Consider the following 17221-nt stretch of genomic DNA (forward strand, 5'->3'; position numbering starts at 1 on the left):
TAATTGTTCATATGAAATGTTAATTTTTTTGTACTGGTCTAACAGTTTAATCACCCTTTCCATCTATTTCAAGATGTTCTATTAAGTAAGAGAGAGCTTCAACGTGATCACCAATTATTCTTAATACTGCCGGAGGATGTCCATTGTAACTTACATTCTCCATTAAACGAATTCTATTCGGTTTTACAACATCAACGTAATGTACACATTCTACTCTATACCCTTGTAATATAGCTTTTACTTGTGCAAGACTAGGGCATAGTAAGCTTTCCCAGCCTATTGCATCTAAACATGATCTACTCATAGCATGTGGAATTGCTACTAATGAGCCATTGCTTAATTCTGGACGATTATATGCTAAATTAAGCATATATTTTACGACGTCTACAACATAAAACGGAGGATGTAACATCGGATTCAAATCATTTAATGCTATGTCTACACCAGCTGAAACTGCTTTTGTAAAATGATGCAAATTACTTCCTGAAACACTAAAATCACCATCAATAAATAAAAGAATATCTCCTGTAGCTTCAAGCGCTCCAATAGCACGTCCAACATTATGACCAAGTCGTTCGTTATATTCAATAATAGTAACACCAAGTCTTTTAGCAATATTAGCCGTTTGATCTGTCGAACCATTTACAACGACAATTATTTCTAGTGGTTCTATTTTTCTCGCCTCAAGTATTACTTGTTCTATAGTCTCTTCTTCATTTTGTACTGGTATAATGACAGAAAGTTGTTTCCCGTTATAAATTGAAGAATGCATTCCCCAGCCTCGATGATACGAAGGATACTGCTTGCTTTCACCTAATCTTTGAATAATATCTCTTCTTTTTCCTGCATCAGTAAATCCTACTCTTCTTCCCTTTTTCTCTATCCATTTGGATATACCAATTAAATATTTTTCCACTTTCTCTTTTTCATTTTCTAATAATTCTTTTTTAAATAAATACCCTTCTTCTTCTAACATTTCATCTTTAGATAACGTTCTTATTGCATATTGATTGTTAATCCGCCAGCCTTGATTCACTATGTTCATATGAGCTAGAACGATATCTTTTATATAATCAAAGCCGATATTTACCACTACTTCTTTCGTAAGTGCATATGGTAATGAAAGTATTGAATTGCTTTTTAAATCTGGTCGACTTAAAATTTCATTTAACATTTTTCTCCAAACAATATCCATATTCGGACATTTACCAACTTCTATAAATTTATCTATTCTGTTTAATACTACATCCGCCTGATTTGTAACAACTGGCTCAATAAAATTCTTCATTTCAGTTGAAGATAATAAAAAATTACTATCTACAAATAACAATACATCTCCTTTTGCTGCCTTTACAGAAGCTTCATACCCATCATAATACGTACTATATTTATCCATCAAAACAATATGGCATTTATGTTTCTTTGCTATTTCATACAAATTACTTCTATCGTTAGGAACGAAAATTATAATTTCAAGAGGATTTAGCTTCCATATAGATTGAATTGACTCTTCTAACATTTGCTCTCTTTCACTGTACAAAATAATAACCGTTAACGATTTCATTACACGCCCCCTTTACACATTATGTGACATAAAATATTAAGTATTACCATTTCCTATGAATTTGCTACTTTATTAACATATTCAAAAGTGAATTATACTGTGTAAAAACAACCGTCTATTTTTAAAAATATAAGTTCTGCACTTACCTCCTTTCTCTTATCATTGTTTGTTACAACTCTCACCATAAAAAACAAAAAAAGTCCTAATTTCTTTAGGACTTTTTTAAATAAATTTATCAATATTATTAATTTTATATACTACCTTTTTCCATGTTATACCGCGATCTTTTGTAGTAAATATTTCTTTTTTATTACACGCCCAACCTTTACGCCGATTAAAAAAATGCAAACAAAATACATTTTTTAATAATGGATTGCTTGATACTTTAATCCATTTTGCTCCTTTTTTTATTATTTGATACCCACTCCCATTTTCACTATTTATAACCCAGCCATAATAGGAACTAAAAAACGAAACAGCCACTTTACTAGTATTTATTGTTTTATTTGAAATATGCCACGAATTCCCCTTATCAAATGAGTAATTCATTAAAAATACATCATCATTCATTTTAGTTGGTATTACTAATAAGTTATTTTTATAGATTGCTTTATAAGCCATAGCAGTCCCATTATTAATTCCTTCAAGACTTGGAATATCTTTTATAGGATGCCAACTTTCCCCACCATTTATTGTTTTAAATACCGTTGATGTTTCATAATGTTTTTGTAGTGAAATAAACCCAATTAGATCGTTTATAAATGTTATCCCTGAAATACTATCACTAATACTTATATTTTTTATTACTTTCCAAACTTTCCCTTTCGTTTTCAAATAGTATAAATTATGTTCAAATTTATTTGATGCAAGCTTTCTAGATAATACAATCCATATACTATCCATATTCGTAGCATGCAATTGTACTTGAACATCAGTCGATTTCTCCCAATCTTCTTCAACCGGTAAAATAAACTCACTCCACCTTTCTCCTCTATTAACTGTATAAAATATAGCTGGCAATAAATCGTCATTCTTTTTTGTTAAACCATATGCCCAAGAGCTTCGAGCGTTTATTGGATACCCAAATAATACAATTGAATTAAGAGGATTGACAACATCCCATTCTACTCCTCCGTTTCGAGTATATAAGATAGCCTGCTTTTTATTTGTATATTGAATACTAGCCCAACCATATTTATCCGTTCTCATTTGTAAAGAAGTAAATTGAATATCATTATTTTCCAATATATCACCTCATTCTTATTATTTATATATTCGTATGCTATTATTTTCAAAACGTTCTATCATTAGTTAGTTAAACCACCCGCTTTATCTACTATCTTTATACTTTCCCTTTTCTTCACCACTCAAATATAACGAAATTCCTTCTATTTTTCCGTTATCATATACAAACGACTGTATTTTACAAAATTCAACTATAAAAAATGCACTCCAATTGTAAACTATCCCCAACAATTAGAGTGCACTTTATATAAAATATAGCTTTTAATTTTTAAGCACTTACTACAGTAGCAACCTTATCCATACAAGTAATAAATTGAGTAATAAATGTATCAATTTCTTCTTTTGTAATTATATATGGAGGAAGTAAACGGATGATATTCCCTTGTGTTACGTCAACTAATATCCCTTTCTCCATTAGCTCTACCTGTAATTTTTTCACATTTTCATTTGTATCATTTAAACTAATTCCAAACATCATACCAGCATGACGTACTTCCTGAATATAATAAGAATTTTCTTTCTGAATTTCTTGTAATTTATCATTTAAATATAGTGACGTTTCATACGCTTCGTGCATTAAACCATCTTCAATCAATGTGTTTAATACCGTTAACCCTAAAGCCGTTCCCATTGATGAATGAGCAAATGTTGTTCCATGATCTCCAGGTGCAAATACATCACATAGCTTTTCACCTACAATAATTCCTCCTAGCGGTATCCCGCCTCCTGCTCCTTTACCAATTTGAATAATGTCCGGTGTGATATTAAAATTTTGATACGCAAACAGTTTCCCGGTTCTCCCCATACCACTTTGAATTTCATCAACGATAAGTAGTAGATTGTATTTCTCACATAAGTTTTGAACGCCATGTAAATATTCACGCGATAAAGGATAAATCCCCCCGCTGCCTAAAACCGGCTCTAGCATAATCGCAATTGGATTTTCATGAATAATTGTTTCTTCTAATTGCTCTATATTTTCGCGCTCTACTTCATATACAGGAATCGATGTTTTAGGGAAATTTTGATATACACTTTCTTGTCTCGTAAAATGAAGTGCCCCTAACGTACGCCCATGGAAACTATTCTTCAGCACTACAATTCCTTCGCGTTCTTCATTCGTATTAGCTCTATATTTATCAATTAATTTCAAAGTTGTTTCTGTCGCTTCCGTACCAGAGTTTGTAAAAAAGACCTTTCCGTTTTTTAATGAGCAATCCACTAATTTCTTTGCATACTCAATCGCAACTGGGTTTAAAAAATGAAACGGCAGATGCAACGATTTTGTAACTTGCTCCATTGTCGTTTGTACAATTTTAGGATGATTGTATCCTAATACATTTACTCCTACGCCAGAAAATAAATCTAAATACTCTTTACCATCTACATCATATAGTTTACATCCTTCTCCTCTTTCCATTGCAACCTCTGTACGACAATATGTAGACATCATATATTCTTTATCTAATTGAAACCAATCCGACATGTTAAATTCCTCCTATTTATTTTCCCTGTTTATTTCTGTTCATTCTCTATAAACTCATGTATAAATTCATTTTTTAGATTAAAATTTTAATAGTAATTTTCTTCACGATATTCATTTTTCCATAATTTCTTCTATTTCAACAGGTCCACTACATACACGTTTTTTTCATCTAGCGGTCTGTTACTACTTTGCATATCATACATAATCAAGATTATAAAATCATATTTAGTAACAATAGACGAAATAAATTTGGAGGCTATATCGATGAATGAAAACTATGATAAACAGGGGCAATCTTTACTAGGGAATCACTTTAATGAAAAAGGCGAACGTAATGAACTAGCTACCCTTCACTCTCAAACAGTTGGTTCACGTGGACCCGTACTAGAGCAAGATAGTGTACTACATGAGTCATTACAACAATTTATTCATGAAAAAATTTTAGAAAGACCTGTTCATGTAAAAGGATTTGGTGCGTTCGGTTATTTTCAAACGATATATTCGATGTCTGAACATACTAAATTAAGTTTTTTACAAAATTCTAATGAGAAAGTTCCTGTTATGGTGCGATTTTCGTTAGCTGTTAGTACGAAAGGAACACCGGATACTGCTAGAAATGTACGCGGTTTTTCTACAAAATTTTATACAAAAGAAGGCATTTTTGACCTTTTATGTAATCACATTCCTGTTTTTTCTGTCCGTGATCCGATGCGTTTCCCTGAAACGATTCAAGCATTATTGCCTTCACCTAAAAATAACTTAATAGACCCTAATAGATTTTGGAATTTTGTCGCTAAAGCACCTGAATCTATTCATTTTGTTGTCCGTTTATACTCAAACAATGGTACGGCCAAAAGTCTTCGCCACATTCCAGGGCATAGTGTTAATACATATGTATGGAGAAATGCGGAAGGTAATCGAAAGTATGTAAAGTATCATTGGTACCCGTTTGAAGGTGTACAGTACATTACTAGTAAAGAAGCAATTAAACTAGCTGCCGAAAATCCTGATTATAGCGGGAAAGATTTATATGATGCTATTGAAAATGGTAAACCAGTGGAGTATGGTTTATACGTCCAGCTCATGGATCCGAAAGATGAAGCGCACCTTTCTTATGATCCTTTAGATGACACAAAAGTATGGGATGAACAGACGTATCCTCTCATACCAGTCGGGAAAATGGTATTAAATAAAAATCCTGAAAATTTTATGGAACAAGTAGAAAAAGTCGCATTCTCTCCTTCTAATTTACTGGATGGTGCAGAACTATCAGATGATAAAATGCTGCAAGGGCGCGCTAACATTTACAGTGATTCACAAAGAAGAAGAATTGGTCCAGAATTTCGCAAATTAACGATTAACCAGCAGCAAGATTGGACACCTGCTAATCAAATTACAACCGGTGAAGGAAGGTACGTTGAAGGTAAACTTGAAAGAGCTTCTATAACGAAACAGGATGACTTTACACAAGCTGGTGAATTTTATACGAAGTTACAGCCAATGGAAAAAGAACATCTCGCTGAAAACTTAGCTAGTGATTTGAAAGTTATATCCGATGATATTAGGGAGATCGTTTTGGGGTATTTCAATCAAGTATCAACTGATTTGAAAACAAGCATTGAGACAAAAATGAAAGAGCATTAAGAAGATTAAAACATGCTTTACGAATGAGAATTCAGATCTATATTAATTATTTTCTTATCAAAATCCAATGAGGTTATTTAAATTAAAAATATAAAGCCAACATATCCCTGTTCTATAATTAGAACAGGGATATGTTGAATTAGTTTAATGTTTAACATTAAATACTTTATTTCGCTAAAAAATGTAATAAGTAGCCTTTCAAAACAAACTATAGTAAACTATTTTACTTGTACCGTATAATTCCCTGTTCCACCACCATACTTATATACACTTAAGTAATATTTCCCTGGCTTTGCATTATAATTTCCAAGCAATTTGTTTCCATCATGTTTTGTTGCATAAGCTACATAATTATTTAAATCTGATTCAGAATATAATACCCAGTTCAATCCAAGATTTTGTTCGTTCGTAACAGAAATTTGTAAATCTTTTTGATCCTTTACATCAATAACAAATTTATCCCCCTGATCTTGATCGCTCAAGGTTCCTCTTAACAAAATACTCAAAGATAGTGGGTTTGCTGTTTCAAATGAATTATTTGGTTCTTTTTCTACAGCCGTACCTTCTTCCGTATTCACTCCGCTAAACACAACATCATATTCAAATTGCCCAGCATTATTTACACGGTAATTTACAAAATAAGCAGTCAATGTTTTATATCCAGTCCACTCTTTTCCTGAAAGACGTTTCAACATATCATTCGTTGCTTCATTCATCACTTTCCAGTCCTCAACTTCTCCTTTAGCCGCACTTCCTGTATATGTCCCCTGTAGTGTAAATGTATTAAAGAATTGTGATTTATTCTTTGTTACTTTCACATCTTTTAATTTCGCTTCATTCGTAATATCTGAAGTAACGTCCGAAAGCGATTTTGGATCATGCTGAGTTAAATACTCATCTGATACTTGTGGAATTGTATACTTATCACGATTATCAATAAGCATTTGCATATAAGATTGATATTCTTCATTTAACTTATTATCTTTGCTTAATGTAGCACGGTATTCATCGTAACTTGAAACATCATTTGCGCGAATTAAATCATGTACTTTATCGAACATTTCTGGGCGCTTATTATACATATATGATTGCAGTGCAAACGAATAATTATAAAAATCCCACGTTCCATATTTCGCATTTAATGTTTGTGATGCTGTATAACGTTTTGCAGGATCATTAGATAACCCACCAATTATACTTTTTCGTGGTACTACACTATCTAATCGCGTTGCACCTGCAAAGAACTCTGCATTCCCTTCTTCAAACCATGTTAAACGTTCATTTTGATACATTTCCCCTTGGCCCCATAATCCCTGAACTTCGTACCTTCCCTGTAAGTAGTGCGTAAATTCATGGCGGAACAATTCTTCCAGACTATAAATACTTTGCTCTGGTGTACGTTCATATGTAAAGAAAGTCCCTGTCCCTTCAATATAAATCCCACCATTATTCGTTTCATATCCGTACAGCTGACGATTAAATTGATACTCATCTGGGCTATTATAAATAACCATCGTTAACACATCATCAGCATGTCCACTTTCAAGTGGTTTATCGCTACCAACTGTACGATAAAATTGAGAACGCACCTCTTTTGCCGCCCAGTATAGACGTTTAATTTTCTCTTCGCTAACTTTATCCCCAGCTTTAAAGACAATTGCACCATCATCAAACGTATACGTTTTCGGTAAATATTTCTTTTTACCCTCTTCTCGAATTTGATCTAAATTTACAGTTTTTCCACTCGCATCTATTCCTCCATAATTTGTAGTAATTTGTTCTGCCGCAACAAAGTATTGCTCTCCTAAATATGGATAAATTCGCATTGCATCTGTAACAACTTGTTGTCCTTTTGTGGGCGTGCTATGAAGCTTGCCCAATCGGCCAGCATAGTAAATTCCATTATTAATTAACCATCCGTTTTTATTTGTTACTGTACCAAGTAGTGCAAAACGATTTATTTCATTAATAAAGTTATCAATATTTCGAAACCACATCGTATCTTTTGGCTCTTTTCCAGTCGTGTACATATCCGTCTGAATATCAAAGTCAATTCCCTTCATCAACTCATATATAGCGTCTCCTTTTGTTCGGTCTTCAATGAAAGTTGCAAGATTATCGTTATATTGTTTAAAAATTTCACCTGCATATAAAACCGTTTCAACATCTGCTGATGCATTTCCAATTAATTTTCCATATGATGCAATTACTTTATTTTGTTCTGATGTACCAAGTTTGAAATTTGGATTTTTTGCAATTGTTTTTAAAGCTGGTAAACATTTATCATGGTAGCTACGCTCATTTAGTTTGCTTAATTCATCATGGTAAAAACCTAAATAAAACGCTGCACGTAGAGCTTCTACTAATGTTTCAATCCCTTTTGAATCATCTTGCGTATAAGCTTGTCCTTGTTCTGCTAGTTTATTAATAATCGCTTGCATTCGGCTATCATCTTGATAGAATTTAAGACTATCACTATTAAACTGAAATAATTCCGGAATTTGATACCATTTAATTGTCACAAGAAGATCAGTTAATTGTTTATTATTTAATTGATTTAACTCAGCCATCGAATACTTTTTTTCTTCAGCTAACGGCTTAATATTATCGGTTGGTGCTAGTGGACGCTGCGATAAATCCGCTAATTTTAACCGTTTTGTAAAAGATTCATTTTCTTGTACTTTTGAAGGGTGCGCCAATTCATCAACAGATTTCTGTATTCCTACCGGCTCCATTTGTAATACGTTCTTCACATTTTTCTCTTTTGTCTCTGCTTGAATTTGCAAACCATTACATGTTATTGTCACTAGTCCAACACCAAGAATCCACTTAGAAATTTTCGAATATTTAACCATACCATTGCCCCCTAATAATTTAAATGAAAATTCAGAATTTTAAAATCAAAAAAACCACTTATTTGTATGTATTTACAGTTCCGCTATAAATACAACTATGATTAATAATGCAATAGTAGCTTGTTTTATACTATTACGAGTACAGATTCCTTACATACAATCTCCCTTCCTTACATGTAATACAAGCAAAAACCGTGCCAATCATATTTCTTATGAATAGCCAACATTCTTTTATAAATACTGTAGAATAAAATATACATAGGTGTTTCGGCAATGTATAAATCATTTGACACAAAATCTAATGTTTATGAAGAACAAATTCATTGAATGTTATAAATTCATTAGGCAGTGAAAAATTTCCAACTAACAATATCCCCAATTTTTAAATCTCTCAAAAAAAGGTAAACAAACATATTCCATAAAGCTAATATGTTCGTTTACCTTTTTCTATTTCAAATCAACAGCAAAATATCGTTGAATAAAAATAGTATTAATAAGTATTTTGTTATTCATTTCTCTTTTTTAGATAATCTTTTTCACATTGTAACGGTTTGAATTTCACTTTTTTCCCTTTCTTCTTTTTCGTTTTTATAACGAGCCATTCCCCTTTTTCAACGTCTAGTTTAAGGCGTTTCATTACATTAATATTATCTTTTTCTTTATAAAGTAAAAATGCTTCTTGCGCCCTCACAAATAAGCTGGGCTGTTCGCTAAATCCACCACTATCATAAATTTTAGTTAGCGAAGTATAATAAGAATCATTTTCCTTTCCACCATACATCAAATGAGCAGCCTCCAGATCTCTTTTACTTACTTCCCAAAAACTATGTTCATCAATATTTAAATTAAATGTGGATTTAATGTCCTGTATTATATTCTTCACATACTTTTCATCTCTAACTTTTCTTTCTTCGAGACAATCCGAAGATAACTCTGGTGCATCTGATTGGGAATGTACAACGTGTTGTATCGATACACACAGAATAAATACGCTTAAAATGTAAAATATTTTTTTCATATTTACATATCACCTCAAATGATTTAGATACTATATCATTTGAGGCTTACAATATTCTTATGCTAATAATAAGAAAGATCCTATAAAATAAAATTTTTATAGGATCTTTCCTTTTAATATTGCTTTATCAAATTCACGGGCGGGGCAACTACCTTACTACTTTTCACATCATATAATCCTATAGGTGTTACTCGTATAAAAGGCAAGTGCGTCGCAGAAAAGAATAAAATTGTAAATGCTGGATCATCATACGCGTAGCCACGCTCTTGTAGTAATTTCACCATCTGTTTCTCTTCCTGTATTAATTCCCTCATTTTTAAATTAGACATAATCCCGAGCAATGGTAATGCTATTTCGTGTAACACTTCATTGTTTTCTACTATGACCATTCCACCACCGAGCTCTTTTACTCTACGAAAAGCTGTAAGCATATCTTCTTTTCTTTTTCCGATAAGAATGATGTCACCTGTACCAGAATAAGAGCTAGCAAGCCCACCTAGTTCTTTTGCAAAACCTTTGACAGCTATATTCACTTGCCAACTGCCATCACGAGCAATCATCATAAGGAAACATTCATCATGATCTGTGGACAATTCATCACAGTCTATATTGATTTCACTAGTGTATGGTTTTGTAATAACGTTATTTAATAAGTGTATCCCCGTTTTATTAGAGAAAATCATATCCTCTTTTTCTATTGACCAATCTAATGATAATGGAGTTACTTTATGTTTACTCCAGTCTATATGTAATGCCTCATGTGTATTTACACCGTCACGCTTCACCCATTTCCCCTTTGCAAGGACACTAATTGGTACTGGGTTTTCTTTACTTTCTAAAATATTGATATTAGCAATTCTACCTGTCGCAATCGAACCATGTACATGTTCCATATTATAATAGCGAGCAATATTATAACTTGCCATATCGTATGCATCTATTACTGGCACTCCTTGTTTTATCGCGGTAGAAATCATAACGTTTGTCATTCCATTCTCATAAAACGAAGGATGTGAGCCGTCTGTTGTAAAAAAGAATCTATCAAACTGCTTTACGCCTAGTTCCAACAATTCTTTCAGTAAAACTTCTAAATCTGGGCGGATTGAAGAATTTCTTAGGGAAACAGTGTAACCTTGCATAAGACGAGTGAAAGCTTCCTGCCCTGTCATCGCTTCATGATCACAATCTGTACCTAACAGTTTTAACTTCGCTAAAGTCGTTTCAGATGCACCTGGAAAATGTCCTTCTACTTTCTTCTGCAATCGCTTCGTTTCCTGCATCCAAGTTAACATTTCATCATCGCCATGTAATAGTTTTGGCCACGCTGTTAGTTCGCCGCCTTGAAGAACTGCTTTATGCTTAAGCCATTCTATTATTTCTTCACGATTAAATAAAGTTTCCCCGTTTTGCAATTCAGTTTGTCCATCAAAACGACACCACCAATACATACTTGCTGGAATCTTTTCAAATTCATCTAATAAACGAAATGCTTCTTCACGCTTTAATGTGAAAAATAAAGTTAAATTATCATTAATAAAAGTTGTTGTCCCAAACTGCATCGCATGATTCGCTAAAGTTTCAGGATTATATAATTGATATGGATGTGCATGAGGTTCTATGTAACTTGGAACTACATACTTTCCATCACAATCAATGACTTCACATTCATGCAGTTGCACTGGCAGCTTTTCCCCTACATAAACAATCCGGTCATCATAGATCCAAATATTTGCTTGCATCCACTCGCGCATATAGGAATTTAAATAAGTTGCGTTCTTACATAAAATGTGCGGACTTCTTTTACCATCTATTATTTCAACATGTTCTCGTAATTGTTTATTACTCCATTTATAATGATTTTCTCCCATTGTATTCAACTCCAAATCAACTCATAATTATTTTGATTAAAACGAGAAATAATTAACTAACTAAAGTATTTCCCATTCATAACTCCCCTATTGGCGCCCCTATATCCTTCATTATATTTAATAATTTTAAAAATAACAATTTTCAGAACCACATACCTTTTTTATCCAAAATAAAAAGAATGTCATGTAACTGACATCCTTTTTATTTTTATCGTAAGCATTAAGATTGATTTTCACTTTGAAATACAATTGATGCCATATCATAAATGCAACTACTGTCCATAGTTGCGAACTTAAAAAAGCACCTCTTTTAAATATAACTATAACAAAATTCCATTCACTTTCTTTTCATCTATTTATTAAATTCAATTTGCATCATTTTATTAAACTGCGGAACAATATCGACCCCACCTATAGAGTTGAGACTGATAGCCAATGTATGTTTGCCTCCAATTACTCCCCCAGCAAAAGTTGTAAATCCAGGAATTCCTCCTCCATGCCCCCAAACTGAAACACCGTTTGGAAGTTTAGTCTCATAGATTCCAAGACCGTATGCGTCACCAACCCCTTTTCCTTCTATAGGAACTGTAGTAAGCATTTCTTTTAGCTCGCGTTCCTTCAGTAACTTACCACCGAGTAAAGATGAAAAGAACTTATTTAAATCATCCGCATTAGAAATCATATCTCCAGCTGCATTAGCTAAACTCGGATTATAATAAGTAATATCTTTCAACTCGCCTGTTCCTTCCATTTTTACATATCCACGAGCATGATTCTTTCCTGGGATGACGGGTGAATTTCCTGGTAAAAACGTATTTGATAGGTCCAAAGGTTCAATAATTCGCTTTTCGATTTCTTCCGCATAACTATTTCCAGTTATTTTTTCAATAAGCATTCCTAGTATTACGTATCCTGTGTTTGAATACAACCAGTCTTTACCCGGCGAGAAATCTGGAGGCAGCGAAAGGCCTATTTTCACTATTTCTTCTGCTGTATACGTTTTTTTCGAATTCATTATGTCCGCGTCTTTTGACTTTAAGTATTCAGCGATACCACTCGTATGATTCAAAAGTTGTCGTATCGTAATTTGATTACCATCATACCCATTTCCTTGCACGAGACCCGGTAGCCACTTTTCAATTGGATCGTCAAGTTGTAAGCGCTTTTCTCCTACTAATTGAAGAATAGTCGTGGCAGTAAACGACTTCGTCACACTACCAATCCGAAAGCGATAATCCGAATTCACCGGTTTCTTTGTACTTAAGTCCGCCACGCCAGCAGTAAAACTACTAGTTTTTCCGTTATTAGACGCCTTAGCTAATATTCCTACAGCACCAAGCTGTACTGTTTCCTGCATTACTTGTTTCCAGCCATTACGATTCTTTTGATCATGTACTTGTGACGAACTAGAAATATTTTGAGTTGACTCTGCAGTCACAGTAAAACCAGGTGTGAATAGAGCAGTACCCGCTAATAAAACTGCAAAACTTGCTAACTTAATTGAATTACATTTTTTCATAAGGCTTTCTCTCCTCCATTAATATCGGATTGATTCAAGCTATACTTTCATCCTATATGATAAATCTCTCTTTTTTCTTATCCATTCCTTACGAAATACTTACGTTTAAATTTAAATACGGTAAACTGAGGAAGAGTTATGCATGCAAATAAAAAGAGAACATGTTTTCATTTTTTATGTAAACATGTTCTCTTAAACATTTAAAATTCTATATCAACTTTTCATCCTATTCTTTACACAACTAATTTATATTCCTTTTTACCAGCCCGCACTAGCATTCATACCATTTCCAATAATAGAAAGTAATAGCGGCCATAATACTGGTCCTAGTGTAAGAAATACATTTAGAAGTATGAGCATTCTATATCCAACGGTGAAATTGTGATTTTTACGATTAACAAATACTAAACTGATTAATGATATTATAGTTGTTAAAAATAATACTAACATTAGCAACCAATACCACACCATTAAACTAAGACTCCATGGTGTTAATAGCTCATGTATGATACAAAATGAGATTCCTAATACAGAAAAACTAAAACTAGTCACCGCTGTTTTTATAAGCCATTTATTTATTTTTTTATCGTATGTATTTTTACAATATAAATCTATTAAAGTATATAAAGATAAATATGCCATTAATACACCTATCCAAGACAATAACCAGTCTCCGTCCCCTTTGAATAATACGTACAGTAACCAACACATACCTACTGCTGAAAAAACAAAGGAAATAAGTATGCTTTTTAATACCGATTTCATTACATTTTCACACCCTTAAAAAACCAAAAATTAATTATAATTTATAAAAATTAAGTATAGGTTAACATGTAATGAAGTATAAGTAAATAAAGTTAATTTTGTTTACCTATTCGAATACGGTTTCATATAAGAAAATAATTCATGTTAATCAAATTTCCATATAAAAAAGAAAAGGTGAATATTTATGTATCCACCTTCCCATCTCCCTCTACCCACTTCATTATTTCTTCCACATCTAAATCCGTATACGTCTTTTCACCATAACGAACAGACTCATATAACGAGATAATATCCCTTGTTCTACAAATTCTTTTTAACCATTGTTGCATCGTTTCATAGGACCTTCTCTGTTCATGAAATGGTAATGTTCTTTCCCATTCAACTAACGTTTTTCTTATCTTATCTGTCGGTAACGGCTGTTCTAACTGATGAATGACTTTTTCATTCTTTATGCTTCTTACCGCAGTGTGCTTTGTAATCAATTCTTTCTCCTGTACTATTTCTGTTTTCGTCAATTTTTTCCTAATATACTTGTAGATGGCATATATAATTGATATTGCAATTATCACATAAAAAGCTATAGTAATCCATATATTTGAAAGAACAGAAAGCACGTCACTCCATAGACTTTCTCTTTCGAAAGGTTGAAATTTTTTACCCGTTTTCGTTCTTATACCTGTATCTTCTACTTCTTCATATTCATCTTCATCTATTTTGGAATCATCGAAATTTTCACCTATACTAGTAAAATCATAATTTCTTTCCGATATTGTCTTAGTCTTACTGAAAAAACGCTCTTTTACTATGTCTTGTACATACACAACACCTTGTGATAACGTTATCGCACTAATCGCAAAGAAAAGTATGATTAAAGTTCTTACACTCCATAACTTCACTTTCATATGCCGCTTCTTATTCACCATGACATAAGCCCCTTCTTATTCTTTCATTACAATCCATTTATTCGTTCTACTGTATTTCTTTGGTGAAGTACCAATAATTAAAGGAACCGCATCCAGTTCCTTTCGACGAAAGCCTGCTGTGTAAAAGTAAGAAGAAGATATAGGCGTATCTTGGTCTGATATCGAGGCAAGTACCTTTAATACATTTTGCAAATGTTTCCGATTATCCCCATTTTTTATATGTAGCAAACCGTTATCTTTTACACTATTGATCCATACTTCAAACGAACAGTTTTGCATAAGAAGTTGTTTGCATATACCTGCTGTTAATTCAATTAGTTCCTCTATATCATTTCGCAAAGAAACACCACTTTTATTTTGCAAGTTGAGATAAATCGCGTATTTATCACATTGTGTTCGCTCATACTTTTTCGCAGTTATCGTCCCTGTTTTCGCTGTTGCACTCCAGTGGATGGAACGAAAATCTTCATTTTCATAAGACTTTACTCCCATTACTTTCGTTTCATCATATAAGGGTGAAGACATCGCTTTTCGAAATCCTCGTGACCATTCTTGTAATTCAGGAACTTGTATTTTCGGAACAGCTGGTAAGACTAAATAAGAGGGCGTATCAACTTGTTTATATGTTATATGGTTCGTTATAAATCCAAAGAGATCAGTAATAACAATTTCAACTTCTTCCCATTTCGCGATGCCTCTTTTTAACGCTACAGCTTGCAAATCAAATGAAACTGACTCCCTTCCTTTTAAATTAAAATTCATATAATAATTTGAACCTGTACTATGATTTTTGTTTATTTCATCATGATTCCAAGTTAGCTTATTTTCACATTTAAATCGAAATACGATATTAAGAATAGGAAATATCGACTTGTTTGAAATTTTCATTTTGCACATATTCGTTTCACCTATAAAAACGTTCGAATTCCCTTGACTGTATTCCCATTCAACACGAGATACTTTACGTATATATACATGCATAGCACCTATTAAAATTACATATAAAAATACGAGAGATAAAAACAGTAGATTACTTGAAAATACACTTAAAATAACGGCTACAACTGACATAACCCCCATTACAAAAGGCTCCGCTAACGGTGTATACACAAGTTGTTGATTCATTGTACATTCTCCACTGGCACACTAATCGTATGAAGAATTTCTTTCATAATTTGTTCTTTCGTCGTTTTCATCTCTCCCTCAATCGTTAACGTTAAACGATGAGCACAAACTGATGCAGCGAGCGTCTTAATATCATCTGGCGTACAGTAATCTCTTTCATTTAATATTGCCCGTGCTTGAATTGCTCTCATAAATGCCAACGTTCCCCGAGGGCTTACACCAATTTCAATTAACTCATGGTTACGAGTTGCTTCAATAATTTCAAGGAGATAATCTTGCACATCATTCCCTACTAACACTTCTCTTGCACACTTTTGCATCGTAATAATTTCTTCACTTGAAATAATAGAATGTAACGTTTCTAATGGATCATTCATTTGAAACCGATTCATCATTTCCTTTTCAGCTTCTCTCGTAGGATAACCTTGGCGTATTGTGAGTAAAAACCGGTCTAACTGAGCATCTGGTAACGGAAATGTGCCCGCTGATTCGAGTGGATTTTGCGTTGCTATAACTAAAAAAGGTTCTGGTAATGAATGTGTCTGTTTCGCAATTGTAACAGTACGCTCTTCCATAACCTCAAGTAACGAAGATTGTGTTCTCGGTACAGCTCGATTAATTTCATCCACTAATACGATATTTGCAAAAATCGGTCCTAACCTTGTTTTAAAATCCGATTCCTTTACATGAAAATATTCAAGACCAATAACATCTCCAGGCAAAGTATCCGCTGTAAATTGTATTCTTTGAAATTTAGCGTCCACACTTTTAGCCAAACTTTTCGCTAATGTTGTTTTTCCTGTCCCAGGTACATCTTCTAATAAAATATGTCCCCTTGCTATTAGAGCAATGGCTGCTAGTTCTATCGATTCGTCTTTTCCTATAATAACCTTCGAAATATTATTAGTAATTTTCTTTAATGTACTCATATAGTAATCTACCACCTTTTAATTATCTAAAAATTAAGAATATATTTTTTTCCAAATTATAACATGTAATTCGAAGATGAAATAGAGTGAAAATAAATCTTTTATTTTTTCTTCATTGCACGCAAAAAAGCACCTATTGTCGTATATTGACAATGAGGTGCTTAACTCAATCCAACAGCCTTCTTTCCCTCTAATTTTTAGTAACAATACATCCTTTTTTCTGCCACGCATGCATTGTTTTGAATTAACTAGTAAAATGCATTCTAATATTACATATAAT

At 33.0% G+C, this 17221-nt stretch carries 12 protein-coding genes; 1 reads left to right on the forward strand and 11 read right to left on the reverse strand.

Going from position 1 to position 17221, the window contains the following annotated elements:
• Positions 1-46 precede the first annotated feature (46 nt).
• The 3 genes from NST86_RS15075 to NST86_RS15085 form a co-directional block, all read right to left on the reverse strand.
• A complete protein-coding gene (locus tag NST86_RS15075; RefSeq protein WP_000839317.1) occupies positions 47-1564 on the reverse strand; it encodes a glycosyltransferase family 2 protein in 1518 nt (505 codons plus the stop codon).
• A 222-nt stretch (positions 1565-1786) separates the two neighbouring features.
• A complete protein-coding gene (locus NST86_RS15080) occupies positions 1787-2809 on the reverse strand; it encodes a hypothetical protein (protein WP_061664863.1) in 1023 nt (340 codons plus the stop codon).
• A 268-nt stretch (positions 2810-3077) separates the two neighbouring features.
• Positions 3078-4295, reverse strand: a complete 1218-nt coding sequence (locus NST86_RS15085; protein ID WP_001286470.1) for an aspartate aminotransferase family protein — start codon at positions 4293-4295, stop codon at positions 3078-3080.
• Between the two features lie 264 nt (positions 4296-4559).
• On the opposite strand from NST86_RS15085, the gene NST86_RS15090 reads away from it, so the two are divergent.
• The gene (locus NST86_RS15090; protein ID WP_086423130.1) at positions 4560-5939 is read left to right on the forward strand and encodes a catalase; all 1380 of its coding nucleotides are present in this window, start codon (positions 4560-4562) and stop codon (positions 5937-5939) included.
• 218 nt (positions 5940-6157) lie between these two features.
• On the opposite strand, the gene colA is transcribed toward NST86_RS15090, so the two are convergent.
• From colA to NST86_RS15130, 8 genes are all read right to left on the reverse strand, one after another.
• A complete protein-coding gene (gene colA, locus NST86_RS15095) occupies positions 6158-8794 on the reverse strand; it encodes a collagenase ColA (RefSeq protein WP_227593159.1) in 2637 nt (878 codons plus the stop codon).
• 505 nt (positions 8795-9299) lie between these two features.
• Positions 9300-9812, reverse strand: coding sequence for a hypothetical protein (locus tag NST86_RS15100; protein WP_016118136.1), 513 nt, complete (start codon positions 9810-9812; stop codon positions 9300-9302).
• Between the two features lie 113 nt (positions 9813-9925).
• The gene (locus NST86_RS15105) at positions 9926-11680 is read right to left on the reverse strand and encodes an adenine deaminase (RefSeq protein ID WP_016118137.1); all 1755 of its coding nucleotides are present in this window, start codon (positions 11678-11680) and stop codon (positions 9926-9928) included.
• 352 nt (positions 11681-12032) lie between these two features.
• A complete protein-coding gene (locus tag NST86_RS15110; protein ID WP_000710633.1) occupies positions 12033-13199 on the reverse strand; it encodes a serine hydrolase domain-containing protein in 1167 nt (388 codons plus the stop codon).
• Between the two features lie 258 nt (positions 13200-13457).
• Entirely contained in the window at positions 13458-13964 is a 507-nt protein-coding gene (locus NST86_RS15115; RefSeq protein WP_000843833.1) for a DUF3902 family protein, read from the reverse strand.
• A gap of 182 nt (positions 13965-14146) precedes the next feature.
• Complete coding sequence (locus tag NST86_RS15120) at positions 14147-14887, reverse strand: hypothetical protein (protein WP_000247505.1); 741 nt, start codon at positions 14885-14887, stop codon at positions 14147-14149.
• A 15-nt stretch (positions 14888-14902) separates the two neighbouring features.
• A complete protein-coding gene (locus NST86_RS15125) occupies positions 14903-16012 on the reverse strand; it encodes a DUF58 domain-containing protein (protein ID WP_001075943.1) in 1110 nt (369 codons plus the stop codon).
• The gene (locus NST86_RS15130) at positions 16009-16941 is read right to left on the reverse strand and encodes an AAA family ATPase (RefSeq protein ID WP_086423132.1); all 933 of its coding nucleotides are present in this window, start codon (positions 16939-16941) and stop codon (positions 16009-16011) included. Before NST86_RS15130 ends, NST86_RS15125 begins: the two co-directional genes overlap by 4 nt.
• Positions 16942-17221: the final 280 nt, after the last annotated feature.

Source organism: Bacillus sp. FSL L8-0199 (assembly GCF_038005705.1).
Lineage (GTDB): Bacteria > Bacillota > Bacilli > Bacillales > Bacillaceae_G > Bacillus_A > Bacillus_A cereus.